General features: G+C 34.2%; 31 protein-coding genes and 1 riboswitch. Of the genes, 14 read left to right on the forward strand and 17 right to left on the reverse strand.

Going from position 1 to position 23,464, the window contains the following annotated elements:
* Positions 1 to 145: 145 nt before the first annotated feature.
* The 4 genes from BOQ62_RS02540 to dnaA all read right to left on the reverse strand — a co-directional run bounded on the left by BOQ62_RS02540 (position 146) and on the right by dnaA (position 3,360).
* Positions 146 to 844 carry an SAM-dependent methyltransferase gene (locus tag BOQ62_RS02540; protein WP_129036856.1) on the reverse strand — a complete coding sequence of 233 codons (699 nt, stop codon included), beginning with the start codon at positions 842 to 844 and terminating at the stop codon, positions 146 to 148.
* A gap of 4 nt (positions 845 to 848) precedes the next feature.
* Positions 849 to 1,349, reverse strand: a complete 501-nt coding sequence (locus BOQ62_RS02545; RefSeq protein WP_129036858.1) for a nuclear transport factor 2 family protein — start codon at positions 1,347 to 1,349, stop codon at positions 849 to 851.
* Between the two features lie 5 nt (positions 1,350 to 1,354).
* Positions 1,355 to 1,804: a low molecular weight protein-tyrosine-phosphatase gene (locus BOQ62_RS02550; protein WP_129036860.1), complete on the reverse strand. Its 450-nt coding sequence runs from the start codon at positions 1,802 to 1,804 to the stop codon at positions 1,355 to 1,357.
* Positions 1,805 to 1,905: 101 nt separating this feature from the next.
* A complete protein-coding gene (gene dnaA / locus BOQ62_RS02555) occupies positions 1,906 to 3,360 on the reverse strand; it encodes a chromosomal replication initiator protein DnaA (RefSeq protein WP_129036862.1) in 1,455 nt (484 codons plus the stop codon).
* 135 nt (positions 3,361 to 3,495) lie between these two features.
* Here dnaA and BOQ62_RS02560 point away from each other — a divergent pair, with 135 nt between their 5' ends.
* From BOQ62_RS02560 to BOQ62_RS02580, 7 genes are all read left to right on the forward strand, one after another.
* Positions 3,496 to 3,912: an acyl-CoA thioesterase gene (locus tag BOQ62_RS02560; RefSeq protein ID WP_129037082.1), complete on the forward strand. Its 417-nt coding sequence runs from the start codon at positions 3,496 to 3,498 to the stop codon at positions 3,910 to 3,912.
* 210 nt (positions 3,913 to 4,122) lie between these two features.
* Positions 4,123 to 4,971, forward strand: a complete 849-nt coding sequence (gene pheA, locus BOQ62_RS02565) for a prephenate dehydratase (RefSeq protein ID WP_129036864.1) — start codon at positions 4,123 to 4,125, stop codon at positions 4,969 to 4,971.
* A gap of 363 nt (positions 4,972 to 5,334) precedes the next feature.
* Positions 5,335 to 6,045 (forward strand): hypothetical protein, encoded by a 711-nt coding sequence (locus BOQ62_RS02570; protein ID WP_129036866.1) that lies wholly within the window; start codon positions 5,335 to 5,337, stop codon positions 6,043 to 6,045.
* A gap of 112 nt (positions 6,046 to 6,157) precedes the next feature.
* A complete protein-coding gene (locus BOQ62_RS22885) occupies positions 6,158 to 7,438 on the forward strand; it encodes a DUF2339 domain-containing protein (RefSeq protein WP_228413608.1) in 1,281 nt (426 codons plus the stop codon).
* Positions 7,435 to 7,743 (forward strand): hypothetical protein, encoded by a 309-nt coding sequence (locus BOQ62_RS22890; RefSeq protein WP_228413610.1) that lies wholly within the window; start codon positions 7,435 to 7,437, stop codon positions 7,741 to 7,743. Before BOQ62_RS22885 ends, BOQ62_RS22890 begins: the two co-directional genes overlap by 4 nt.
* Positions 7,740 to 8,381 carry a DUF2339 domain-containing protein gene (locus BOQ62_RS22895; RefSeq protein WP_228413612.1) on the forward strand — a complete coding sequence of 214 codons (642 nt, stop codon included), beginning with the start codon at positions 7,740 to 7,742 and terminating at the stop codon, positions 8,379 to 8,381. Before BOQ62_RS22890 ends, BOQ62_RS22895 begins: the two co-directional genes overlap by 4 nt.
* Before the next feature lie 116 nt (positions 8,382 to 8,497).
* On the forward strand, positions 8,498 to 8,935 hold the full coding sequence (locus tag BOQ62_RS02580; RefSeq protein WP_129036868.1) for a hypothetical protein: 438 nt from the start codon (positions 8,498 to 8,500) through the stop codon (positions 8,933 to 8,935).
* A gap of 443 nt (positions 8,936 to 9,378) precedes the next feature.
* Here BOQ62_RS02580 and BOQ62_RS02585 read toward each other — a convergent pair whose 3' ends face one another.
* From BOQ62_RS02585 to BOQ62_RS02615, 8 genes are all read right to left on the reverse strand, one after another.
* Complete coding sequence (locus BOQ62_RS02585) at positions 9,379 to 9,726, reverse strand: hypothetical protein (protein ID WP_129036870.1); 348 nt, start codon at positions 9,724 to 9,726, stop codon at positions 9,379 to 9,381.
* Positions 9,701 to 9,874, reverse strand: a complete 174-nt coding sequence (locus BOQ62_RS22325) for a hypothetical protein (protein WP_162149621.1) — start codon at positions 9,872 to 9,874, stop codon at positions 9,701 to 9,703. The genes BOQ62_RS02585 and BOQ62_RS22325 overlap by 26 nt, the downstream gene beginning before the upstream one ends.
* A 63-nt stretch (positions 9,875 to 9,937) precedes the next feature.
* On the reverse strand, positions 9,938 to 10,183 hold the full coding sequence (locus tag BOQ62_RS02590; protein WP_076505898.1) for a hypothetical protein: 246 nt from the start codon (positions 10,181 to 10,183) through the stop codon (positions 9,938 to 9,940).
* Entirely contained in the window at positions 10,174 to 11,100 is a 927-nt protein-coding gene (locus BOQ62_RS02595) for an IS1595 family transposase (protein WP_129036872.1), read from the reverse strand. The genes BOQ62_RS02590 and BOQ62_RS02595 overlap by 10 nt, the downstream gene beginning before the upstream one ends.
* Before the next feature lie 3 nt (positions 11,101 to 11,103).
* Positions 11,104 to 11,472: a hypothetical protein gene (locus BOQ62_RS02600; RefSeq protein ID WP_129036874.1), complete on the reverse strand. Its 369-nt coding sequence runs from the start codon at positions 11,470 to 11,472 to the stop codon at positions 11,104 to 11,106.
* Between the two features lie 6 nt (positions 11,473 to 11,478).
* The gene (locus BOQ62_RS02605) at positions 11,479 to 11,988 is read right to left on the reverse strand and encodes a hypothetical protein (protein ID WP_129036876.1); all 510 of its coding nucleotides are present in this window, start codon (positions 11,986 to 11,988) and stop codon (positions 11,479 to 11,481) included.
* Positions 11,989 to 12,264: 276 nt separating this feature from the next.
* The gene (locus BOQ62_RS02610; RefSeq protein WP_129036878.1) at positions 12,265 to 12,483 is read right to left on the reverse strand and encodes a hypothetical protein; all 219 of its coding nucleotides are present in this window, start codon (positions 12,481 to 12,483) and stop codon (positions 12,265 to 12,267) included.
* 107 nt (positions 12,484 to 12,590) lie between these two features.
* The gene (locus tag BOQ62_RS02615; protein ID WP_129036880.1) at positions 12,591 to 13,868 is read right to left on the reverse strand and encodes a replication-associated recombination protein A; all 1,278 of its coding nucleotides are present in this window, start codon (positions 13,866 to 13,868) and stop codon (positions 12,591 to 12,593) included.
* A gap of 100 nt (positions 13,869 to 13,968) precedes the next feature.
* Here BOQ62_RS02615 and yidD point away from each other — a divergent pair, with 100 nt between their 5' ends.
* Together yidD and lgt are read left to right on the forward strand one after the other, a co-directional pair.
* Positions 13,969 to 14,220: a membrane protein insertion efficiency factor YidD gene (gene yidD / locus BOQ62_RS02620; protein ID WP_047423501.1), complete on the forward strand. Its 252-nt coding sequence runs from the start codon at positions 13,969 to 13,971 to the stop codon at positions 14,218 to 14,220.
* A 449-nt stretch (positions 14,221 to 14,669) separates the two neighbouring features.
* The gene (gene lgt, locus BOQ62_RS02625; protein WP_129037084.1) at positions 14,670 to 15,536 is read left to right on the forward strand and encodes a prolipoprotein diacylglyceryl transferase; all 867 of its coding nucleotides are present in this window, start codon (positions 14,670 to 14,672) and stop codon (positions 15,534 to 15,536) included.
* 130 nt (positions 15,537 to 15,666) lie between these two features.
* Here lgt and BOQ62_RS02630 read toward each other — a convergent pair whose 3' ends face one another.
* Positions 15,667 to 17,184: an NAD(P)H-hydrate dehydratase gene (locus BOQ62_RS02630; protein WP_129036882.1), complete on the reverse strand. Its 1,518-nt coding sequence runs from the start codon at positions 17,182 to 17,184 to the stop codon at positions 15,667 to 15,669.
* Positions 17,185 to 17,429: 245 nt separating this feature from the next.
* On the opposite strand from BOQ62_RS02630, the gene mscL reads away from it, so the two are divergent.
* Complete coding sequence (mscL, locus tag BOQ62_RS02635; RefSeq protein ID WP_129036883.1) at positions 17,430 to 17,807, forward strand: large conductance mechanosensitive channel protein MscL; 378 nt, start codon at positions 17,430 to 17,432, stop codon at positions 17,805 to 17,807.
* A gap of 72 nt (positions 17,808 to 17,879) precedes the next feature.
* On the opposite strand, the gene BOQ62_RS02640 is transcribed toward mscL, so the two are convergent.
* Together BOQ62_RS02640 and BOQ62_RS02645 are read right to left on the reverse strand one after the other, a co-directional pair.
* Positions 17,880 to 18,839: a D-2-hydroxyacid dehydrogenase gene (locus tag BOQ62_RS02640; protein ID WP_129036885.1), complete on the reverse strand. Its 960-nt coding sequence runs from the start codon at positions 18,837 to 18,839 to the stop codon at positions 17,880 to 17,882.
* Between the two features lie 86 nt (positions 18,840 to 18,925).
* Positions 18,926 to 19,336, reverse strand: a complete 411-nt coding sequence (locus BOQ62_RS02645) for a phosphoheptose isomerase (RefSeq protein ID WP_089695560.1) — start codon at positions 19,334 to 19,336, stop codon at positions 18,926 to 18,928.
* Between the two features lie 328 nt (positions 19,337 to 19,664).
* Here BOQ62_RS02645 and idi point away from each other — a divergent pair, with 328 nt between their 5' ends.
* The 3 genes from idi to gcvT are packed head-to-tail and all read left to right on the forward strand — an operon-like array spanning position 19,665 to position 21,740.
* Complete coding sequence (gene idi / locus BOQ62_RS02650; protein ID WP_129036887.1) at positions 19,665 to 20,174, forward strand: isopentenyl-diphosphate Delta-isomerase; 510 nt, start codon at positions 19,665 to 19,667, stop codon at positions 20,172 to 20,174.
* Positions 20,174 to 20,647, forward strand: coding sequence for a hypothetical protein (locus BOQ62_RS02655; RefSeq protein WP_129036888.1), 474 nt, complete (start codon positions 20,174 to 20,176; stop codon positions 20,645 to 20,647). The genes idi and BOQ62_RS02655 overlap by 1 nt, the downstream gene beginning before the upstream one ends.
* A 16-nt stretch (positions 20,648 to 20,663) precedes the next feature.
* Positions 20,664 to 21,740 (forward strand): glycine cleavage system aminomethyltransferase GcvT, encoded by a 1,077-nt coding sequence (gene gcvT / locus BOQ62_RS02660; RefSeq protein WP_129036890.1) that lies wholly within the window; start codon positions 20,664 to 20,666, stop codon positions 21,738 to 21,740.
* A 57-nt stretch (positions 21,741 to 21,797) separates the two neighbouring features.
* Here gcvT and BOQ62_RS02665 read toward each other — a convergent pair whose 3' ends face one another.
* Both BOQ62_RS02665 and BOQ62_RS02670 read right to left on the reverse strand, forming a co-directional pair.
* On the reverse strand, positions 21,798 to 21,986 hold the full coding sequence (locus BOQ62_RS02665) for a hypothetical protein (protein ID WP_129036892.1): 189 nt from the start codon (positions 21,984 to 21,986) through the stop codon (positions 21,798 to 21,800).
* 146 nt (positions 21,987 to 22,132) lie between these two features.
* A complete protein-coding gene (locus BOQ62_RS02670) occupies positions 22,133 to 22,489 on the reverse strand; it encodes an arsenate reductase family protein (protein WP_129036894.1) in 357 nt (118 codons plus the stop codon).
* A 121-nt stretch (positions 22,490 to 22,610) separates the two neighbouring features.
* Here BOQ62_RS02670 and BOQ62_RS02675 point away from each other — a divergent pair, with 121 nt between their 5' ends.
* Positions 22,611 to 23,078, forward strand: a complete 468-nt coding sequence (locus BOQ62_RS02675) for an acyl-CoA thioesterase (protein ID WP_047432118.1) — start codon at positions 22,611 to 22,613, stop codon at positions 23,076 to 23,078.
* 239 nt (positions 23,079 to 23,317) lie between these two features.
* Positions 23,318 to 23,385: riboswitch (Fluoride riboswitch) on the forward strand.
* Positions 23,386 to 23,464: the final 79 nt, after the last annotated feature.

Raw genomic sequence — 23,464 nt, forward strand, 5'->3', positions numbered from 1 at the left:
AATAGAGAATGAAAATATAAGATGCTTACAATTCTATAATTTGAATAGAATTATTGAAAACGCTTGTATATCAAAAAAAAACTGAGAGAATTAATCATTCTCCCAGCCTGTATATATTAAAAAAGACTTATAAAAGGAATAGAAATTACTTCCCAAGTACAAATACTGCAGGAATTTTATGAAGTTCCGGCTTTTGTTTTTGCCAGTCTTTTATGGTTTTTGTCTTGATAAATTCATGTTCAGGATCATTGATATTAGCAGCAATACAAAGCTTTGTATTCGGCGATAAAAACTTGCACAAATCTTCAAAAAGCTGATTATTCCTATACGGTGTTTCCATGAAAATCTGTGAGTATCCTGTTTTCTGAACAAGACTTTCAAGATTCATAATATGTTTCTTTTTCTCTCCTTTATCAATAGGAAGATAGCCATGGAAGGTGAATTCCTGCCCGTTGAATCCACTGGAAATCAAAGCCAAGATAATGGATGAAGGCCCTGAAATTGGGATCACTCTGATATTTTTCTCATGACACCATTTCACAATCAGGTTTCCGGGGTCTGCAATACATGGTAATCCGGCTTCTGACAGCAATCCAAAATCCTGCCCTTTCATCATCAACTCCTGAGCATCTTTGATATCTGCATTTTCTGTGTATTTATCCAATAGGAATAACTTCAGATCTGCCTGCTTTTTTTCGGGAGCAAAAAATTTCACAACCTTTCGTGCTGTTTTTTCATTTTCCACGAAGAAATAATCAGTCTGCATGATATAATCTTTCAAAACAGGTGAAAAGTGGTTGATAGAAGTATTTTCTGATAAGTAAGCAGGGAGTAAAAAAAGCATTGTATTATTTTTTAGTTCTTTCGTTTAATGTAGGTTGTGGGAAGTATTTTGTCAAATCCATAGAAAAGCTAACGGAAGTAATTTTCCAGGTTCCGTTGATCTTCATTAATGTCCAGATCTCCTTTCCCCAGTTTTCCATTTTACCATCGTACCAAAAACTGTAATCGAAATTGGCAGAAGCTATTGCTCCATCTTCCACAATCTTAATATTGTCAAATTTTTCTTCAGATTTATCATCTTTAAAACTTTTGATAAAAGCTTTATAATCATCTGCAAAGTACACATCTGCTTTAGGATTTTTCTCCAGACGCTTGGCCTGGGTTCTGTCTTTATAAATTCCGGTCCAGAGCACAGGTTCCTGGAATAATGAGAGATATTTGGCTTCATCTCTGGATTTGATACACCCCATGAAGTCATCCATTACCTTACGGATTTCTGTTTCATCCTTGGTTTGGGCAAAGAAGAAGTTAACGCTTAATAAAAACAGTAAAAACAGCTTTTTCATGATTATTATTGTGATATTTGATTTTTGATAGCATCACATCCTTTATCTAAAAGCTGGAAAACCTTTTCAAAATCTTTCATATCTCCCCAATAAGGATCAGGAACCTCAGCATTTTTGTGATCGCCTAATACTTCTAAAAACAAGGATACTTTTTGGCGTTCTTCTTCATTTTTAGTTTTAGAAATAACATCTTCTAATACATCAATATCCATACAATAGATCTTATCAAAAGTTTCAAAATCTTTTCTGGTGATAGGTCTAGATTTTTGCCTGGATATATCAATATCATGATTAGACGCGGTTTTAATGGCTCTCTTATCAGGATGTTCACCTTCATGCATTGAAATTGTTCCGGCAGAATCTACCGTATAATGGTCCGGTAGTTTTGCTTTCATAATACCTTCTGCCAAAGGGCTTCTGCATATATTTCCCAGACAAACCATTAATATTTTCATATTCTGTTTTATTTAAAAAGAATCTTTTGCCACAACAAAACTAAATAAAAAATGAAGAATAAAACTATCCTTCATTTTAATTTATTTCAGCTCAACGCTATTTATTGTTTGATTCTTTCAGTAAGGTCTTTTACGTACTTCTTGATTTCTTTATCAATTTTCGAAACATCTTTGATGGTATCACAAGCATACATTACTGTAGAGTGATCTTTTCCTCCCATCTCCTCACCGATTTTACTAAATGTAGAATTGGTTAATTCTTTGGAGAAATACATAGCAAGCTGTCTTGGTAATGCAATTTCTCTTTTTCTTGTTTTAGAAAGTAACTGCTCTTTCTTGATTCCAAAATAATCACAAACTACTTCCTGAATATAAGGGATATTGATGACTTTCTTCTGGTTGGCAGCAATTCTGTTGATGGTTTCTTTCAACAAATCAAGACTCAGATCTCTCTTATATACTGTAGAGTAAGCGATCACAGAGTTGATCACTCCGATAAGCTCTCTTACATTGGTTTTTGTTTCAACAGCAAGGAAATCAAGCATATCTCCCGGAAGAATGATTCCATCTCTGCTTAGTTTATCTTCGATGATCTGTCTTCTTGTGGATAGATCCGGAGATTTGATTTCTGCAGAAAGTCCCCATTTGAAACGGGAAACAATTCTGTCCTGGATATCCATAATATCTGCAGGCGCTTTATCGGAAGTAAGGATAATTTGTTTTCCATTCTGATGCAGGTGATCAAAAATATGGAAGAAACTGTCCTGTGTAGCAGATTTCCCCGATAGGAACTGAATATCATCAATAATCAGAACATCTACCATCTGATAAAAATTCGCAAATTCAGTCTGCTTATGTGCTTTGGCAGCAGAAATAAACTGCTGGATAAACTTTTCAGAAGACAAATAAAGAACTACTTTATCCGGAAACTGATTTTTTACTTCAAGACCTACAGCCTGTCCTAAGTGGGTTTTTCCAACTCCGTAACCTCCATATAAAAATAACGGGTTGAAAGCTGTTGCACCAGGTCTTTTTGCAATGGATCTGGCTACAGTGGCTGCGAATTTATTGCTTTCTCCTTCTACATAACTATCGAATGAATAGTCAGGTTTCAGGTTAGAATCTATATTTACTTTTCTTATTCCAGGAACTACAAAAGGGTTCACAATATTAGCAGAGAATCCTTGTGGCATTGTTTCCTGTGTTTTCGGAGTAGGAACGCTTTGTCCCTTGATATTCATGGTAACTGGTTTTTCTTCACCTTTTGGTCTGTTTTCCATTACAGAATACCATAATTTCACTCCTTTTCCAATATTTTTCTTCAGGGCAGCAGAAAGTAAGGACAGGTAGTTATCCTCTATATATTCCTTGTAAAAATCGCTCGGTACGATCAACGTAAGGTTATTCGCTACTAATGAAAGCGGCTGAACCTTATCGAATAACATATCGAAAGATTTTTCAAGTTTTTTCAGGTCAGAATTGTCTTCAGCTGCGTTCAGGTTATCACGCATAAACTGAAGGCATTTCTGCCATATCATCATTAAATTGTCATCCATTTTTATGCCCCGATTATTCTTTGTTTGTACTGTGTTTAGAAGGAAGACAAAGGTCTAATTTTTTCTTTTCAAAAAAAAATATTGGAGGTATTGATTATTTAAAAATATATTTGTATGTATAATTTAAGACCTAAAATGACACACACAACACACTCAATACGAGTACGTTACACAGAGACAGACCCGATGAAATATGTATACTATGGTAATTACGCGACGTACTTCGAAGTAGCGAGAGTTGAGCTCTTCAGAACCATAGGAATTTCATACGATGAAATTGAAAACCAAGGAATTTGGCTCCCTGTTTCAGACTATAAAATTAAATATATCCGTCCGGCTTTGTATGATCAAAAATTAGAAATTCATACCTATGTTAAAAAAATTCCCGGTGTAAGAATTGAATTTGAATATGAAATCTACAATGAGGAGCATATTAAAATAACAGAAGCTTCCACTACTCTCTTCTTTTTGGATGCGAAAACCAACAAAGTGATCAGGTGTCCGGAATTTCTCATGGAAATGATTGAGAAGAAATGGAAGGAAAGGGAATAGGGGTTTTGTGTTTGAGAGTGGAAGGGTTTGAGGTTCTGGGTAATCAGGAAGAAGAACAACCCGCAATTCATACTTCGCTACAAAATAAAACCTACAACAAGCAACTAATAACTCACAACCCGAAACAAAACAAACCCGTAACACGCACTCTATTTATGAATTAATTTGCACCTTTGTACCTTTATTTAATCATCCCTTATATATTATTTTATGAAGATTGCATTTTTGGGACCTCACGCCAGTTTCACTCAGCTTGCCACTGCACAGCTTTTTCCGAATGAAGAGTTATTACCACAGGCCAGTATTCTGGATTGTTTTACTGCTGTTGAAAACGGAGAAGCAATAAAGGCGGTCGTGCCTTTGGAAAACTCTATTGAAGGAACCGTTTCTATGACGTTGGATTATTTATATAAAACTCCGTCTATTAAAATTGAAGCAGAAGCAGTAATGCCTATTGCCCATCACCTGATGATTCATCCGGAAAACTCTATTGAGAATATTGAAAGAATATATTCACATCCACAAGCACTGGCACAGAGCTTTCACTTTCTTGACACTCATTATAAAGAGATTCAGAAACAGGACTTCTCTTCTACTGCTGCTGCTGCAAAATTTGTTTCAGAAAATCCGGATACTCCTATTGCGGCAGTTGCCAATCAGTTTGCTGCTAATTTATACGGATTGAAAATCATTAACCGTAACATCCAGGATTTTGAACAAAATCATACCCGTTTTATCATCATCTCCAAACAGCAGAACAAGTACCAGAATGACAAACTGGAAACTTTAGGAGAAAAATCAGGAATGCTGATTACACTACCGGAAGATCATCCAGGTGGATTACATCAGGTTTTATCTGTTTTCGCATGGAGAAAGATGAACCTTAGCAAAATTGAATCCAGAACATTAAAGACGGGATTGGGTAATTATTTTTTCTTCATCAATGTAGAGGGATCTTGGGAAGATATCCTCCATGGAAATGCTATTAAAGAACTTGAATCCATTAAAGCCAATGTTGATTTTCTTGGAAATTATAAAGAATTTCTCCTGGAAAGCTAAGCAAACTCAACAAAAATGATAAAAAAACACCGCCATCAGGCGGTGTTTTTTCTTTTACACCTCCTTAAAATCACAAAAAATTCCAAAATTCCAAAAGAAATCATTCGGGGGATAACAACTCCCTTCCTTTTCAAAATAACCCACTATCAAGGGAGAATTATTTTTTCTTAAAACCCTTATAAACAAAGGATTAATTAAAAAAGAAATATAACAACCTGTAATTAAATTATGTCATAAAATCAATTAAAATATAAACATATGTTTAAATATATTACATCATATTTATATTAAAATTGAGAATATCATAATAAATGATATAGTTTTTATTGTATATTTGCTAAGCAACTAATTAAAATCTTGATCATGAAAACTAAACTTTACGGCTTAATGCTAGCATACGCAGCTATACCACTATTTTCTCAAGTCGGTATTAATACAGCCTCCCCAACTGCAACTCTAGATGTTAATGGAACATTGAAAGTTAGAGATATTCCAGCGGCCACTGCACTACCAGGATATCAGGTTTTAGCTGTTAACCAAGGAACCACTCAGGTCTTTTCTATGGATCCGACACTATTAACTGGTGCTTCAGCAACTAACACGACAGTGTATAATGCCAAAAAAACTTCAGGTCTGAACATTCTAAACTTATCAGCTTTACCTTCAGACTTCCAGCCTGTAAACTTTGTACAAGCTGACAGAACAATAGGAACTGCTACTTTATTTACGAATGCTGATGGTTCTTATAATATTCCATCTGCCGGTGTATACGCCGTTGGGTTTGCATTCAGATATGGAACAGGACTACAGGCTTCCTTATTATCAGGTGCTCCAGGTATTGCAATCGCCAGAACCAGAGCTGCAGTAACAACCCTGATAGACACACGTCCATTCAGCGGTATCAACCTTGCATTAGCAGTTAACATTACATTTTCTGATTCCAGCATCAACTCCTTATATTCTTTTCAGGCGGGTGATAAAATTTCATTCGGACTTGTTGACACAGGAAATATCAGTGTAGGCTTATTAGGATCCAGCATCGCATCCTTTTACATTTACAAAGTATCAAACTAGTAAAACATATTGTTAGTTATCTATACCGTTAACCCATCGCTTATACTGTGATGGGTTAATTTTTTTTAAATAGCTTTTCAAACATTTCTTTATATTTGATAAAACTAATGAAATGAATGAATTTGTTGCCGTCATCATCCTTATCATAATCTTCATTATTTTCAATAATCTGAATACTAAAATCAGAAAACTTGAAAAGGAAATCTCGGATCTTAATTATAAAATAAATAAGACTCCGGCTCCGGCTGAAGTCATTCATAAAAAAACTTCAACAGAAGAAACTATTATCTCACAGCAAATACAACCTCATCAGATTGCTCATGAAGATATAAAACAGAAAGAAAGAGAACAAGAACTCCCAACACCTGAACAAAAAGACTGGCTTACTCCTGTTTTCGATTTTTTAAAACAAAATGCATTGACCATTATTGGTATTTTCACCCTTGTCCTTGGAATTGGTTATTTTGTAAAATATGCTATTGATAAAAACTGGATTGGAGAAACAACAAGGGCTGCTATTGGATTTTGTACCGGAGCAGGAATTATCATTACAGGACATTTTCTCCGAAAAAACTATACCACATTTGCTTCTATTATAACCGGCGGAGGTATTGCCGTGCTGTACTTCACAGCTACCATTGCTTTCCGGGAATATCATCTTTTTACACAGAATACTGCATTTTTTATCACAGCGTTAATCACAGCCGCTTCTATAATCCTATCCTATTATTACAAGAGCGAAGTCTTGATTATTTTTTCATTAATAGGAGGTTTTGCAGCTCCTTTGATGATCAGCACGGGACAAAGTAACTATCTTTTCCTCTTTATTTACCTTACTCTTTTAAATATAGGAATGCTCATTGCTTCTTTTCTTCAGCATTGGAAAAGCGTGGGATGGACAGCCTATCTTTTCACAACAGCCTATCTTTTTTACTGGACAAATGAGAGTACAGAATTACTAAATATTACTTTTTATCTGATCAGCTATGTGATTTTCTACATTTTTGCGCTGCATGATTATTTCAGGAAAAATGCACTTTCAACATCTGATATTTTAATACTTGCTTTGGCTAATTTTTCGAGTGTTCTCGGACTGCTTTACATTTTTGATACTCTGAATTATGAACCGCCAATCATTTTCCCTCTTATTTTCGCAGCAGTAAATTCCATACTGCTTTTTAGAGAATATAGCCGAAAAAACTTTGGCATCGCTTATTCTGTTTTTGCAGGACTGGTTACCAGCCTTATCACAACAGCTATAGCCATTCAATTCAAAACTCACCTCATCACCAGCATTTGGGCTATAGAAGCTACTCTGCTTCTTTTCATCTGGAAAAAACCGGGCATAACATTTTCAGGATTTTCTTTTATATTCTTTTTCCAATGGTCATGATCGCTCAGATTGTAACATGGACGGAATACCTAGGAACCAACGACTTTAATGTTGTATTTAATCCACCTTTTATCACCAGTTCGTTTACCATAGCTTCTATTATTGCCAATTTATATTTATTAAGAAATACTAAACAGGAATCAAAACCCAACAACTTCGTTGAAGATCTCATTACTGTTGCCAGTTATGGAGTTATTTATATCACATTTCTTCTCGAGATTACGTACCACCTTTCAGACATACCATGGGAAGCGATTACCAGCATAGGGTTATTGTTTACCATTATTACATTTTTATCTTATTGATATTCAGAAAACCCCTGAATATCAGAAGTGATATCCAGAATGCTCTTATTTATCTGCTCTTTATTCTGGCAACCCTTAATTTAGCTGGCTCTGTTTCTTCAATGGTTCCTGCTATTTTAACCAAGAGATTACATATAAGTTATTATTTACTTCATTGGCTTCAATGGATACCTTTTATATATATATGTTTCAGAATCATTCCTACTTCGGAATTTCATAAACGTCCGATTTCTTATTGGCTGATATCCTTAGCACTTATCATATGTATTAGTTATGAACTGCATCATTCTTATGTTTTGATGGTTTCTCATGATATTCCTCATTCTTATGAAGCAAGCGGGCACTTCAGCATCCTTTACCTTCCAATCATATGGACCATTCTTGCCAGTATTTTTATTTATACCGGTTTGAAAAAAGATATTCTGGAATTTAATAAGATTGGCTTTGCCCTGATAGGGCTTATGGTATTAAAACTTTATGGTTATGATGTATGGCAAATGGATAATATTTCAAGAATCAGTGCTTTCATTGTACTTGGAATCATCTTATTATTAAGTTCTTTTGCTTTTCAACGTTTGAAAAACATTATCAGAAATATGGTTGATAAAAAAGAGAAAACTGAAGAAAACACAGACTAATAATCGGGATAAAAGTTTTTATTTCTAAATAAAATGTAAAACAATTCAAGAATTTATTCACATTTTATAAAAAATAACTATATTTATCACGTTTTTAACAGTTACATATTCTGATTATGAAAAAATTACTCTATTCTTTTTTAATACTATCTTCTGCTACTTTATTTGCACAGCAAAAAAATCCTGCTGTAAAGTTTGCAGTTGCTGATAATGCTATTGGAACAGTAGAATTATTCAATGCAAAGAAAAACGTATTACAGGTTTCGAAAGTATACAATTCTTCGGCAAATCTTCCCCAAAGCCTAAAAAAATACAGCTCAGTTTTTACAAAAGGGGTAACTGAATACAAATTCAAGAACGGAGAAAATGTATTTGACAGAATGGCACTATCCAATATGAATGCGCAATATAATCTTCCGGCAGATAACCCAGTATTTATTGAAGGATATGAATTTACAGACACGAGCACAATGATCTATCCTGAAATCACGAAAAGAGCAGAAACAAAAGATTACAACGGTAAGAAAACATTGTTTATATACACTACCGAATAAAACTTGAACAATAATTTTTTTTGAACCATTAAGATTGCATTAAGACGTTAAGATTATTAAGATATGCTTCGCTTTAACTTAAAATCAGAATGATTGATCTTAACTATAACTTTAATTCTTCAAAATTCTTAATGGTTTTAAAATAGCTATACCCTTTTTTCACTTTATAATAGCTGAAATAGTATAGGTTATAAAAAATAAACAGATTTAATATAAAAAGGATGCCGTTTTTCAGCATCCTTTTTTATTTTAATAGGTAATTATACGCTAGTTTACACTAGCTTTTTAAAAATAAAAGAGGACTAAAATTAATTAGTCCTCTTGTTCTATATGGTCACATGAAAAGAAATCATCAACATTGTCCTTAAAATTATAACAATCCTTATCTGCTATAAAATACATGTTAAAACAATCACTTCCTTCAAAATCTTCACAATGACTCCTTACAAATCTTTGTACTTTCTCGTCAGCCTCATCTTCTGCTTCATACCATCTATTAAAAAGTATTTCCCTACATTCCGCTTTTCCTCCTTCGTTATCACAAAAAACACTAAGCTCTGGCATCGTTCAGTTAAAACTTGTTTTAAAATAGCAATGACAGTTTCTTTGACTCTTTCGTCAGGTGTAGGTTTTCCAGAAACACATTTTAAATCTACCTCATAAATATCTTTACATTCCGAGCAAAAATCAGCAAAATGATCTTCTTTTGGTTTTAGGTAGAGATAATAAACATCATGGTTATCTGTGAAAAATTCAAATACATAGTTACCTTTTTCTGTCCAATCGTACATTTGCTTTATTTTGAAAAACAGTATCTATCATTTTACCATTACCTTTATCTCTATTAGGTAATTTATCAACCAAATACACTACTTTTTTAGGGTATTTTATTCCATCTATTATAGTCCATTCAAGGACTTTTTTATCCTTATATTTCATATTTACAATTAAATACAAATATAGAACCATTCTTTTATATTACCAAAAACCTTGATTTTTAAATTAAGATTCTTTATCTTTCTTTTTAGGTTTAAAATTCAAAACCTTTTTCATATTCAAATCGAATTCCACTAATTTAAGCACATGTTTGCCATCAACTAAAGGAATATCGTCTATGTAAATTATTTCAGTTCCATCGAATGCAAAGTATTCATAATTTTTCTTTATATCTTCAACATAAAAATAATCTACACCATCTTTTGTAATGTATCTCACATTTTTTTCTTTAAGTGCTTCACCTAATGACATAATTCTTTATACTTAGTTCGGACATTTGAATTTGACAACAAATATCTGAATTTTTCTTGGTCTGTGACCTTTCTCAGGTTAAATCTATACACAAATTCATCAACATATTTTTGAAGATGCTTTTTTGAAACGTGATTATACATTCCTGAAACACTTCTTTTCAATATGTTCCAACTTCCTTCTATGTTGTTTGTGTGTATATTATTGTCCTGCAAACTTACATACTCTTTTTTAGAATGGTCGATTACATTATGAGTATAATATTTATCTAAGCCTTTATAAGCCCACCATTCATCACTTATTAATATTGTTTTTTCAGGATTTACATATCTGCAAATCAAAGGTTGAATGCTTTTTCTTTTTGTATCAGTTACAACAAAAGCATTCATTTTACCATCTCTTTGTAACATACCCATTACAGGAACTTTGTCTTTAAAACTTCGCCCTTGTGAGTGTGGAACCTTCTTGTCTTTATGACGGTTCTTGTTCTTACCACCAATAAAAGTTTCATCACATTCTACAATACCTTCAAGCTCATTATTATTCTCAATACCAAAACATGCTCTAATTCTTTGTAACATGAACCATGCTGTTGCTTGTCTCACTCCAATATCTTTTCCTAACTGTATAGAACTAATCCCTTTTTTGTGGGACGTAACAAGCCAAATAGCCATAAACCATTTACGAAGACTAACTTTAGAATTTTCAAACATTGTTCCCGTCTTAACATTAAAATATTTGCCTGTATTCTTACATCTATATTGATTATTCTTACACTTATATACTTTTGAAGTTTCATCAAAAGGACTTATAGGAAGTTTGTTCCATTTCAACATTTCCAAATAGTCAATGCAATCCTGTTCTGTTGAAAAGGTTTGAGTTAATTCAAATACTGATTTTATGTTGGTGTTAAACATAGGCTATTTAATTACAAAAAATTCATAAACGTGTTCCCAATCATTGTATCTTACATATAGCTTACGATTCTCGTTTACTATTTCTATTATACATCTTCTACCATTTGCATCCATACAGTAGTATTTACCAATTCCATCTTTATAAATTCCATCAAGAATATCATAAGTCTGGGTTGTATTAGAGTCAACAACTATTCTTTGATCTGAAATATTAACACTAATCAAGACTGAAGCTTTCTTCCAACTTTCCCAATCCGACCACACACTATTTTGATTGACTCTATATGTGTAATAAGTTGTTCTAAGTTTTAAAATTTGTCCAAAAGAAACAACTGATAGCATTAATAAAAAAACTGTCAATAGCTTTTTCATACTATCTTATTTTGCAGTATCAAAAGGATTTTGATTAGCTCCCATAAAAACTGTCCCCATTCGTTTATACTTCATGGGCTTACCTGCAACGCAAACAGAATACATTCCGTTTCCTTTTTGTTCAGAAATTCTAAGAAATATAACATCTTTTTCATCACAATCATTTTCAACTGCAATGTGTTTTCTCAGATCTTCAATTGTAGCGTCACCACGTTTTAACCATGATTGAATTTTCTTATCAGGTTTTGGTTCCTGATAACTTTTTGGTAGATCACATTTTTCTGTTTCTTGTGCAAAAATAATGTTGGTAAAACTAAGCCAACTGTAAGTAATAATTTTTTCATAAGTGAATTTGCTAATCCACTCAAACCCAAAGTAGAAATATTTGATAGTAATAAAAGAAGGCGTGGGTTTGTAGTCTTCATTTATTACCTGAGGCTCTGGATTGCCAATGACATAAACAAGACAACCCACACCCATATAGGATGTAAGTGTCAGTTGTTTATTCTGTGTCATTAATAGAAATTTTCCAGATTTCAGGTAACAGAATAAAAGCTAACGCTTCCTTTTTGTTCGATAAATATTCCTACAAAAATACAAAAATTGTACCTTTTTTACTTATATTTAGGGCAAAATTTCATCACTTATGGATAAAAAAGATTTAGAACAGTTAATTAATATTCTTAAAAATCAATTGGAAATTAACAATCGTACTTTAGCAATACTCGAATATATGACTCCAGGAAGTACTAGTCCTCAACTCAAAAAATTGAAAGATTTAATTACGTCAAATCAATCTTCATTATCTGAATTTGAAAAAAATATAAAACCTTCTGAAGAATAATTTTCTTCATTCCATATTTTTTTAATTCCTGTATTTACAGTTGAATTTTCCATCAGCCATTTTTTCAAAAAGTGTAAAATCCAATGTGCCTTCCAATATGGCTCTCCTTGAAGTTCAATTAATAATTCACTAACTAATCTTTTTATTTTTTGTTGCTTTGTTTCCATTTTGTAAAATTTAAAATTGTTAATAAAAAAAGACCTAACTAATTTAATAGTTGGTCTTTGTTGTTTTCAATTTACACCTTCGGTGTAAACTGGCGTATAATTACCTTTTAATATTTGTTATTCCATTTTTTCTTGAGCTCTTCGTAAATCTTCTTTTCTGTCGAATTATTACCAGGCTCATACAGTTTTACATTCCTGATTTCTTCAGGGAGAAAGTCCTGTTCTACAAAATTCCCTTCATAAGAATGGGCATACTTATATTCTTTTCCGTAATCCAGATCTTTCATCAGTTTTGTAGGAGCATTTCTCAAATGAAGCGGCACAGGAAGATTTCCTGTTTGTTTCACCAAAGCCAATGCTTCATTGATGGCCATATAAGCAGAGTTACTTTTAGGCGAAACCGCAAGATAGACTGCTGTTTCACTTAATATGATTCTCGCCTCAGGATTTCCGATGACATTGATGGCCTGAAAACAGTTATTAGCAACGACCAAAGCGTTAGGATTCGCCAAACCTACATCTTCAGCAGCCAGAATAAGCATTCTTCTGGCAATAAACTTAATATCTTCTCCTCCGGCAATCATTCTTGCCAGCCAATATACTGCTCCGTTAGGATCTCCACCACGCATGGATTTGATAAAAGCAGAAATAATATCGTAATGCTGCTCTCCATTTTTATCATAAAGCGCCATTGTCTCCTGAAGAACTTCCAACACATCAGAATTAATAATTTCTGTGGTATCGGAATTTTTATACTGATTTAAAACCAATTCTACAGAATTGATCAGTTTTCTGGCATCACCACCGGAATATTGGATGAAAGCTTCTTTCTCAAGGATTTTAAAATCGGTTCCTTCATCTTTATTAAATCTTTGGGAAGCTATATCAATTAATTCTTCCAGTTTTTCATAACTCAAAGCTTTTAAAATATAAACCTGACTTCTTGAAAGAAGAGCGGAAACCACTTCAAAACTTGGATTTTCTGTAGTCGCTCCAATCAAGACAATCCAGCCTTTCTCTACCGCATGAAGCAATGAATCCTGCTGAGATTTATTGAACCGGTGAATCTCATCAATAAATAAAATGGGTGACTTTCCTGAAAACAGATTCTGTTTCTTGGCATCATCAATCACATCCCTTACATCTTTCACTCCTGAAGAAACTGCAGAAAGCTTATAGAACTTTCTCCCCGACTGTTCTGAAATGATTTCCGCCAGTGTGGTTTTCCCGGTTCCGGGAGGCCCCCAGAGAATAAGTGAATTCAGGGTATTATTTTCGATCATTTTTCTGATCGTTCCTTTGTCGCCGGTAAGATGTTCCTGCCCCAATACATCGTTCAGGGTTTTGGGTCTCAGTTTTTCGGCTAATGGAATATTTTGGTTCAAAGTAATTCTTTTTTAAGATCAATGTTTCGGATTTTTGATCACCGAAACTTATAACAAATTTAAACTAATTTTCATTTTTTTACCCTATTTTTGCATTGTTTTGAAACTTACATTCAATAAAATCATTACATTTCCACTGGTAATTTTGATAAAATTCTACCAATGGTTTATCTCGCCCTTACTTCCCAAAAATTGTCGTTACGAACCTACCTGTTCTCATTATATGATTGAATCACTTCGCGTTCATGGGATCTTTAAGGGGTTTTGGCTGGGATTTAAAAGAATTTTAAGATGTCATCCTTGGGGAGGCAGTGGTTACGATCCTGTTCCACCCAAACATAAATGTCAATAATCAAACTATTAAATCAATAGAAAATGAATACTATTTTTTTCAGAATTTATCTTGTGCTGTTTGCGTTTACAACGCAGCTTCTTTTTGCACAGGAATACCCTGGGGGTTTATCTGACGGAACTTTAGACATCAACGGAAAAAATGTTCCGGTAAAAATCTATTCTACCACAGAAATGGGGGACCTGACCGCTTTTCCGGACAGAGAATCAGATAAGAGTCAGTCTTTTGTTGTTATCCTTAATGAATCTAATTTCGAGCCTGCTTATTACAATTACGGAGCTTCCACTTTAGCCAAGTTTCAGGAATCAAGCTATCAGTTTTTGGATAAAAACTTTAAATTGATTGACAATCCTGTTACCAAAGACAATATTACAACATTCAAGTATGCGGTAAAATCCGCAAAACCGATCACGGATTCTGATAAAGTAGAACTTAAGACCTCTTTTAAAATATGGGATCCTTCAAAAGGAATTCATATAGGATCTTTTACCCTTCACTTTTATAGTTTGATGTTTGTATTCGCATTTGGTTTCGGATATGTTTTAATGACGAGAATCTTTAAGATCGACAATATCAACCAGAGATATCTTGAACCTCTTTTCACATGGACATTGATTGGAACTATTTTGGGAGCAAGATTAGGACATGTTATTTTCTATCAACCGGAATTATTCAAAGAGGATTTCTGGAGTGTATTTTTACCAATCAGCACAAAAAATGGATTTAAGTTTACAGGATTTTCCGGATTGGCAAGCCATGGTGCTACCATTGCTTTGATTTTCACTACGCTTTATTATTCATTTAAAATCATCAGAAAGAATCCATTCTGGGTATATGACAGATTGGGCATCGTAGTAGCTCTGGGAGGTGCATTTGTAAGAATGGGGAACTTTTTCAATTCTGAAATTGTTGGTAAACCAGCTGATCCCAACTCTCCGTTTGCTCTTCTTTTCCCACAGCAAAGCAGCGAGTATGGTCTTACCGTACCTCGTTACCCAAGCCAGTTATTCGAAGCGGTAGGATATGTTCTATTATTCATTTTACTATGGATCTTATACAGAAAAACGGATAAAAAATATCAGCAAGGATGGTTATTCGGTCTTTTCTTTATTATTCTTTGGGCAATCAGATTCTTTGTAGAATTCCTTAAAGAACCACAGGGAGATGAATTCATCCAGATTGGCGGACTGAATACAGGTCAGGTTCTTTCCATTCCTTTTATGATTGCAGGAGTAATTATTATGATCGTTTCTAAAAAGTTCAAGATCACTCCAGAAGAGAATGAGAAACCGGAATATATTGAAAAAGCTAAGTAAACAACTGGAAATTGAAAAACTCCGGTTTTAAGATAAAAAAGGCTAGTTTGTATTACTACAGATTTGCCTTTTTCTTTTCAATCTAACACAACGTTATTTTGGTCATGTATTCTTTAATCCTTTTGTTTTATTACAAATTCCTTTCAACTCTCCTATTCAGTTCCTCAAAAACATTTCCGAATTCATCAATAACATTCGTAGGAAGCATAGCTTCTTTTGACTTCTTTTCAGCCGCAAAATCAGCCGCTCTTCCATGAAGCCAAACGCTTAAAATACAGGTTTCTTCCTGAGAATATCCCTGTGCTAAAAGTGAGGTCAGGATTCCGGTAAGAATATCTCCGCTACCGCCTTTTGCCAGCCCTGAATTCCCTGTTATATTATAAAACACTTTTCCCTGTGGAGTAATAACCTGGGTATGATGATCCTTGAGCACAATATAAACATCCAGTTCTTTTGCCTTTTCCCTTGCCAGCTCAAGCCTTTTAAATGAATTGCCCGTACTTCCAAACAGTCTTTCAAATTCTTTCGGATGGGGTGTAATAATAGATCCCTTGGGTATTAACTCCAGGTTCTTTTGATCTTTTGAAATGATATTTAAAGCATCGGCGTCCAGAATTAATGGTTTATTATAGTTTTTAAGAAAATCCAGAAAGCTTTTCTCTGTTTCCGGATGAGTTCCCAATCCTGGCCCTATTCCGCAGATAAAATCTTTTTCTGTTTCAAAATTGCTGATAAACTCCTCTCCTCCTTTTATAAACATGGCTTCCGGACATGAAGTCTGAAGTATTTCATATCCACATTGTGGTGCCAGCGTAAAGGTTAAGCCAACTCCGGTTTTTAAGGCAGATTTTGTAGCCAAAACTGCAGCACCTATTTTTCCATAGCTTCCCCCTATAATGACAGCCTTACCAAAACTACCTTTATGGGAAAATTCATTTCTGGGTTTAAAAATAGATTCCACAAGAGCATTATCTGTTACAAAATATGCCGTCTCCGTCTTTTCTGAATATCCGTTACTTAAATCTATATCCAAAACTTCTATTTTTCCGGTATATTTTCCGGTTTCAGGATGAAGGAATGTTCTTTTCCAACATTGGAACGTCAGGGTATAATCAGCTTTTAGAATAACAGCATCATGATCGAACATTTCCTCTGCAGAAAGCCCGGAAGGAACATCAATAGAGATCTTATTATTCTTTTTAGCATTCAATTGCTCCACAAGCATTTTATATTCTCCTTCCAGTGGTCTGGATAATCCGGTTCCAAAAAGGGCATCAATAATGATTGTTTTATCATCAAAATTGTACTGTTCAATTTGATCAAATTTCCTTACGGATATTCCTGACATATCCCGAAGTCTTTTCAGATTCACCGAAGCATCTTCTGAAAATTTCCCTTTTGGATCTCCTACAAATACATCTACATCAAAACCTTTCAGATAAAGAATCCTTGCTACTGCTAAGCCATCACCGCCATTGTTTCCGTTGCCGCAAAATATCACCAGCTTTTTATGATTTTTACAGTGTTCTGAAATCCAGTGCGCCACTGCCATTGAAGCTCTTTCCATCAATTGAATAGAAGAAACCGGCTCATGGGCAATCGTAAACTGATCCCAGTTTCGTATCTGTTCTGCAGTAAAAATTTTCATAGGTAAATCTAACTTTTAAGCAAATTACAAAAGATTTTTCATTATGATGCCACGTCAATAACAAAAATAAAGAGACCTCATTAATGAAATAAAGGATCTGTAAAAAGCTGAAATATTCATTAAAACAAATTCTATAAATTCATCATAAAATTCAATATTTTGGGAATAAAAAACTATAAAAAGTAGTGTTTTTTACATTTTTAAATTATATTTTTGTGTATATACTAATTAAAAAAATATAAATTATGGGATTTGTTAAAGAATTTAAAGAGTTTGCCTTTAAGGGTAATGTTCTCGATCTGGCTGTCGGTGTAATCATTGGTGCAGCATTTGGTAAAATTGTTTCGTCATTGGTGGAAGACGTAATCACTCCTCTGATCTTAAATCCGGCATTGAAAGCAGCTGGTGCAGAAAACATTGCAAAACTGACATGGAATGGTGTTGCTTACGGAAACTTCCTTTCAGCAGTAATCAGTTTCCTTTGTATTGCTATGGTTCTTTTCTGGATCATCAAACTGGCTAATAAAGTGAACAAAAAAGAGGAAGCTGCTCCTGCAGGCCCTACAGAAGATCAAAAATTACTGACAGAGATCAGAGATTTATTGAAAAGCAAAAATATATAATCTGATAACAGTTTAAACATAAAAAGCACCTCCTGGAGGTGCTTTTACTGTATTATATTATATCATTTCAAATTATTGAATCTGTAAGATACTTGAAATCTGCTCTGCCAGAGAAAGCCCGATTCTGTCCTGAGCTTCAAGAGTAGAGGCTCCTGTATGAGGAGTAAGCGAAATTTTAGGGTGATTAAGAATTGCCTTAGAAGGTGTTGGCTCATTAATGAAAACATCTAATCCTGCAAATCTTACTTTACCTGAATCCAAAGCCTCAATCAAAGCGGTTTCATCGATAACTCCTCCTCTGGAACAGTTGACAACAGCCACTCCTTCCTTCATCATTTCAAACTCATTCTGGCCAATCATATACCCATCTTTCTGAGCCGGAACGTGTAAAGTAATAAAGTCTGAATGTTTCAGCACTTCCTGTAACGGTTCGGTTTCGATATCAACATTGATAAACTGATTGTTGTAAAATTTCACTTTAATGCTTGCTTTTCCTACATTATTATCAGCAGCTACCACTCTCATTCCAAGACCTAATGCAATTCTTGCTACTTCCTGCCCGATTCTTCCCATACCTACGATACCAATGGTCTTTCCTCTCAGTTCAATACCGGCAGCATATGCTTTTTTAAGGCTTCCAAATTCAGTATCTCCTACCAAAGGCATTTTTCTGTTGGAATCCTGAAGAAATCTTGCTCCGGAAAATAAGTGAGCGAAAACAAGTTCTGCTACAGATTCTGAAGAAGCTGAAGGGGTATTGATCACATGAATTCCTTTTTCTCTCGCATAATCTACATCAATATTATCCATACCTACTCCACCTCTACCAATAATGTCGATGGACGGGCATCCGTCAATAATATCTTTTCTTACCTGTGTAGCACTTCTTACCAACAGGGTTCGAATCTTATGTTCATTAATATAATCTACCAAAAACTCCTGTGGAACTTTTGTAGTAATCACTTCAAAGCCTTTTTCTGTCAATGCATCTATTCCAGATTGATCCAGGCCGTCGTTTGCTAAAACTTTCATAAAATATCAAGTATATTAAAAAATGAAAGATTTAAAAATTAAAGGAACATGTTCACATTTAATTTTTAAATCTTTGAATTATATTTTTATTCTCCGTCTTCTTTGAATACTTCAATGGTTACTTGTTTTTCAACCAAATCCGTAAATCTGCCTTTATATCTTGTAGCTCTTACCAGGTGGTTGTCTATCCAGTGATAATTTCCTCCTCTTGGTTTTCCGCAAAGCACGCTGTGGTATTTGAAACCATGCTTATCCAGCCAGTCGATCGTAATTTGTTTTAGATTTTCGGTTCTTGAAGTAAAAAAGCAGATCTGGTGCCCTTCATCATACCATTTGTTAATAGTTTCCAGTGCATCAGGATAGGGTTCGCAGGTAACCATCCTTTCCGGTTCTTCGTTGGGAACGTCATCAGTAATGGTTCCGTCGATATCTATTAAGTAATTTTTTATTCCATCCTTTAGAATAGGACTAATGTGTTCAATGTATTCTAATTCCATTACTAAATATTAAAAAACAAAGTTAGCGTTTTTACAAGTATCAGACCTATGAATCTTCATTAATGTTAATATTTTACTACAAAAACTATTATTTAAAGAATAATATTAATATTTTATTAATCATTTTGATACAAATGGTTAAAATTTTTCATCCAGCCTTTTATCTTTAAACAAATAAATCTAACAATATAAAGAAAGTCAGCTAACGAATTTGTAAATTTACTTCGAAGCCTTCACTACTTCCTTCTCCTCATTAACGGTATTATAAAAAGCATGATGTTTATCTAAAAATTTCCAAAATACATTTATTACTCTTACATTTGTAGGAATGGAAGAATTTGTCGTTTTAGTAAATCCTGAAGATGAAGTTTTAGGGCTGATGGAGAAACAGCAGGCTCACATCAATGGCTTGTTGCACCGTGCTTTTTCTGTATTTCTGTTCAACAGTAAAGGAGAAATGCTTCTTCAGAAAAGGGCATCAGGAAAATATCATTCTCCCAATCAATGGACCAATGCAGTATGCTCACACCCGAGAGAAGGGGAAACTTATAAAGAAGGAGCAGTACGCAGACTGAAGGAAGAATTGGGGATAGAGGCAGAACTTTCAGAAAAATTCAATTTTATTTACAAAGCAGATGTGGGTGGTGGTCTTTGGGAACACGAGCTGGATCATGTATTTGTAGGAAATCACGAAGCAGATTTCAATCTGAATAAAGATGAAGTGGAAGAAGTAAGATTTATTACTCCGGAAGATCTGGATAAAGAAATTGCTGAGACTCCTGAAAATTTTACAGAATGGTTCAAAATCATTCTGGAAGAATATAAACACCATTTCTAATGATAAAAAAAATCTTATTTTCCGTAGCCGTTTTCACGGGAAGTTTATTTTTCGCGCAGAAAGCAAAAGTATATGAAAGCCCCAACTATTCTATTAATGTGCCTGAAGGGTGGAAGTCTACTAATGACAGTGAGATTGTGAATATTTTTCCAACAAGTGAAATTGGAGCGATCACGATTTCCGAGTACCACGGACTGGAACTTCCGAAAGAGCAAATGAAAAAATTTGTTCTGGATCTTAATAAATCTACCGATCCGGAAAATAAAGTAAAAGAAAGCAGAAGCAAAAAAGGATATACAGAATATTTCTACGAATATTTTGATGAAAAAGGAAAGCTGTATTGGATTACCAAAGCTTTCCAAAAAGATAAAGATCTGTATCTGATTACGATCAACTGCGGTCAGAAATTCTGGAACGGAAATTATATGACTCAATTCAATGAGGCTTTTAACAGTTTTAAAATAAAGAAATAAGAAATAAAAATTAAATATGAAGAAAACAGCCTTGTACGACAAACATGTTTCTTTGGGAGCGAAGATCGTACCTTTCGCAGGTTTTGAAATGCCTGTTCAATATTCAGGGGTTACAGAAGAACATTTTGCCGTAAGAGAAAAAGCAGGATTATTTGATGTTTCCCACATGGGACAGTTTTTCATCGAAGGACCAGGTTCAAAAGATCTTTTACAGTTTGTAACTACGAATAATGTAGATGCGCTTGAAAACGGAAAAGCTCAGTATTCTTGTCTTCCTAACGAAAACGGAGGAATTGTAGATGACCTTATCGTTTACAAAATGGAAGATGACAAATATTTTGTAGTAGTAAACGCTTCTAACATCGACAAAGACTGGAATCATATTTCAAAATACAATACTTTCGGGGCTAAAATGACCAATGCTTCTGATGAAATGTCTTTATTGGCAGTTCAGGGACCAAAAGCTACTGAAATTCTTCAAAAACTTACGGAAGTAAACCTTTCAGAAATTCCTTACTACCATTTCACTGTAGGAAGTGCTGCAGGAGAAAATAATGTGATCATTTCAAACACAGGATATACAGGAAGCGGAGGTTTTGAAATCTATTTCAACAACGGAAGTGCTGAAAAACTTTGGGATGCCGTAATGGAAGCTGGTAAAGAAGAAGGAATTATTCCTTGCGGATTGGCTGCCAGAGATACTTTGAGATTAGAAAAAGGATTCTGCCTTTACGGAAATGATATCGATGATACTACTTCTCCTATTGAAGCTGGTTTAGGATGGATTACTAAATTTGATAAAGACTTCGTTTCTAAAGATGTTTTCGCAAAACAGAAAGAAGAAGGAGTTGGAAGAAAATTAGTTGGTTTCGAATTGACAGACAAAGGAGTTCCAAGACACGATTATCCTGTAGTAGATGCTGAAGGAAATGTGATTGGAAAAGTAACTTCCGGAACACAGTCTCCAATGAAGAAAGTAGGTTTAGGTCTTGCGTATGTAGACAAACCTCACTTCAAATTAGGGTCTGAAATCTTTATTCAGGTAAGAAACAAGAACATTCCTGCAAAAGTGGTAAAAGCTCCTTTTGTATAATTGTAAAAAATAGCAAAAAGAGAAGAGGCTGTGAACAACTCACAGCCTCTTTTTTGTTTAAAGACAGATACAGCATATTTTTCTGTCGGGAGAGCAAACATCACCTACTCCGGGTGTATTGGAAATCACTCCGCCTGCACCCCCACATAATCTATTACAGTTAACCGGAAGAATATTACCTCCTCCATTAATTTCCTTTAAGGCTGATCTGTTAAGATTCTTTGTTTTTGAAAAGTTTGTTTTCATGATGTAATTTTTGGTGATCATAAATATAGTCATAAATCACAACAAAACACTAAAAATCAACAACTTAAAATACACTCCAAAATAAAAATAATCGGCTTAACAATAGAAATCATTAAGCCGGATAAATTAACTCGTTAAAGTTTTATTTATTCATGTACACCAAAGAACTTATGCAATTCTTCAACGTTCTTCTTATCATTTCCTACAAAAATCTCTTTATCCGTAATAAAAACAGGCCTTTTCAGGAAAGTATAATGATCCAGCAGCAATTCTTTAAAATCTTTTTCGGTTAAAGACTTCACATCCAGCCCTCTCAGTTTGATCTGAGTAGATTTTTTACTGAACAATGCTTCGTATGATTTTGTTTTTTTATACATTTCCGCCAATTCTTCTTTCGTAATCGGCTCTTTTTTAATTTCGCGAAGTTCCCAGTCTGTAAGGTCAAATTGGGCTAAAATTTTTCTGCAGGTATCACAGGTGTTGAGATAAAATACTTTCTTCATTACTGTTTCTAAATCTGTTATGGGTTAAAATTCTCTTTCATTGAAAGTTTCGTCTTTCAAAAGTAGGATTTAATCTAAAACTTTGGAAATTATTAAATAACTTTATTCAAATTTTATAAAGATGCAGAACAAGCCTATTACTTTTCAGTTTATTTCGGAGCCTTCAGATGTTAATTACGGAGGAAATGTACATGGAGGAAGTGTTATGAAATGGATTGACCAGGCCGGTTATGCATGTGCGACAACCTGGAGTGGTAATTATTCCGTCACGGTGTATGTGGGTGGAATCCGTTTTTACGATCCAATTAAAATCGGTGAAGTGGTAAAAGTAGATGCACAGGTGATCTATACCGGAACATCCAGCATGCATATTGCCATCAATGTCTTTTCCCGAAACCTGAAACAGCCGAATTTTGAGAAAAAAACCCACTGTATTATTGTTTTTGTGGCGGTAGACGAAAATGGAAAAAAACTTCCTGTACCGAAATGGATCCCGGAAACAGAGGAGGAAAAGCAGCAGGAAATTTACGCTAAACGCCTGATGGAGCTGAGAACGCAGATTGAGGATGAGATGAAACCGTTTTTGTAAGGGATGCGAGATTCGGGTTGCTAGGTGCTAGTTGCTAGTTATTTTAGTTATTGGTTACTAGTAACCTTAATCTCTAAACCTTGAACTTTAAACTCTCAACTCCTCCCACTCTCAAACTCAAAACCAGGAAATCCTAAATTAACATAACCAGCAACTAAAATAACCTGAACCCGCAACAAAAAACAACCAGCAACCAATAGTTTATTTTTGAAAAACAAATTCTTCTTTCTATATTTGCAGTATCAAAAGGAAATGGTGTTCTTCCTTACCCAACCGCTTTTCAAAAGCTGATGACGCCTGATTAAAAGATTATTAACAAATAACTAATCAGGATTATCATGTCAAAAAGTCAAAGAACACTAGGTAAAAAAGCAGTTTTTCATATT

Source organism: Chryseobacterium sp. CH21 (assembly GCF_004119445.1).
In the GTDB taxonomy this organism is placed as follows: Bacteria; Bacteroidota; Bacteroidia; order Flavobacteriales; family Weeksellaceae; genus Chryseobacterium.

Coding starts and splice junctions, on each gene's coding strand:
- BOQ62_RS02540 (WP_129036856.1), bottom strand. CDS start 844: ATGCTTTTTTTACTCCCTGCTTACTTATCAGAAAATACTTCTATCAAC.
- BOQ62_RS02665 (WP_129036892.1), bottom strand. CDS start 21,986: ATGAAAACAAACTTTTCAAAAACAAAGAATCTTAACAGATCAGCCTTA.
- BOQ62_RS22890 (WP_228413610.1), top strand. CDS start 7,435: ATGATCGCTCAGATTGTAACATGGACGGAATACCTAGGAACCAACGAC.
- BOQ62_RS22885 (WP_228413608.1), top strand. CDS start 6,158: ATGAATGAATTTGTTGCCGTCATCATCCTTATCATAATCTTCATTATT.
- BOQ62_RS02550 (WP_129036860.1), bottom strand. CDS start 1,804: ATGAAAATATTAATGGTTTGTCTGGGAAATATATGCAGAAGCCCTTTG.
- BOQ62_RS02545 (WP_129036858.1), bottom strand. CDS start 1,349: ATGAAAAAGCTGTTTTTACTGTTTTTATTAAGCGTTAACTTCTTCTTT.
- pheA (WP_129036864.1), top strand. CDS start 4,123: ATGAAGATTGCATTTTTGGGACCTCACGCCAGTTTCACTCAGCTTGCC.
- BOQ62_RS02655 (WP_129036888.1), top strand. CDS start 20,174: ATGATAAAAAAAATCTTATTTTCCGTAGCCGTTTTCACGGGAAGTTTA.
- BOQ62_RS02670 (WP_129036894.1), bottom strand. CDS start 22,489: ATGAAGAAAGTATTTTATCTCAACACCTGTGATACCTGCAGAAAAATT.
- BOQ62_RS02675 (WP_047432118.1), top strand. CDS start 22,611: ATGCAGAACAAGCCTATTACTTTTCAGTTTATTTCGGAGCCTTCAGAT.
- BOQ62_RS02630 (WP_129036882.1), bottom strand. CDS start 17,184: ATGAAAATTTTTACTGCAGAACAGATACGAAACTGGGATCAGTTTACG.
- BOQ62_RS02600 (WP_129036874.1), bottom strand. CDS start 11,472: ATGAAAAAGCTATTGACAGTTTTTTTATTAATGCTATCAGTTGTTTCT.
- BOQ62_RS02585 (WP_129036870.1), bottom strand. CDS start 9,726: ATGTACGATTGGACAGAAAAAGGTAACTATGTATTTGAATTTTTCACA.
- BOQ62_RS02595 (WP_129036872.1), bottom strand. CDS start 11,100: ATGTTTAACACCAACATAAAATCAGTATTTGAATTAACTCAAACCTTT.
- BOQ62_RS02605 (WP_129036876.1), bottom strand. CDS start 11,988: ATGACACAGAATAAACAACTGACACTTACATCCTATATGGGTGTGGGT.
- BOQ62_RS22325 (WP_162149621.1), bottom strand. CDS start 9,874: ATGAAATATAAGGATAAAAAAGTCCTTGAATGGACTATAATAGATGGA.
- BOQ62_RS02640 (WP_129036885.1), bottom strand. CDS start 18,839: ATGAAAGTTTTAGCAAACGACGGCCTGGATCAATCTGGAATAGATGCA.
- BOQ62_RS02580 (WP_129036868.1), top strand. CDS start 8,498: ATGAAAAAATTACTCTATTCTTTTTTAATACTATCTTCTGCTACTTTA.
- mscL (WP_129036883.1), top strand. CDS start 17,430: ATGGGATTTGTTAAAGAATTTAAAGAGTTTGCCTTTAAGGGTAATGTT.
- idi (WP_129036887.1), top strand. CDS start 19,665: ATGGAAGAATTTGTCGTTTTAGTAAATCCTGAAGATGAAGTTTTAGGG.
- BOQ62_RS02610 (WP_129036878.1), bottom strand. CDS start 12,483: ATGGAAACAAAGCAACAAAAAATAAAAAGATTAGTTAGTGAATTATTA.
- BOQ62_RS02590 (WP_076505898.1), bottom strand. CDS start 10,183: ATGTCATTAGGTGAAGCACTTAAAGAAAAAAATGTGAGATACATTACA.
- BOQ62_RS02570 (WP_129036866.1), top strand. CDS start 5,335: ATGAAAACTAAACTTTACGGCTTAATGCTAGCATACGCAGCTATACCA.
- BOQ62_RS02560 (WP_129037082.1), top strand. CDS start 3,496: ATGACACACACAACACACTCAATACGAGTACGTTACACAGAGACAGAC.
- gcvT (WP_129036890.1), top strand. CDS start 20,664: ATGAAGAAAACAGCCTTGTACGACAAACATGTTTCTTTGGGAGCGAAG.
- BOQ62_RS02645 (WP_089695560.1), bottom strand. CDS start 19,336: ATGGAATTAGAATACATTGAACACATTAGTCCTATTCTAAAGGATGGA.
- dnaA (WP_129036862.1), bottom strand. CDS start 3,360: ATGGATGACAATTTAATGATGATATGGCAGAAATGCCTTCAGTTTATG.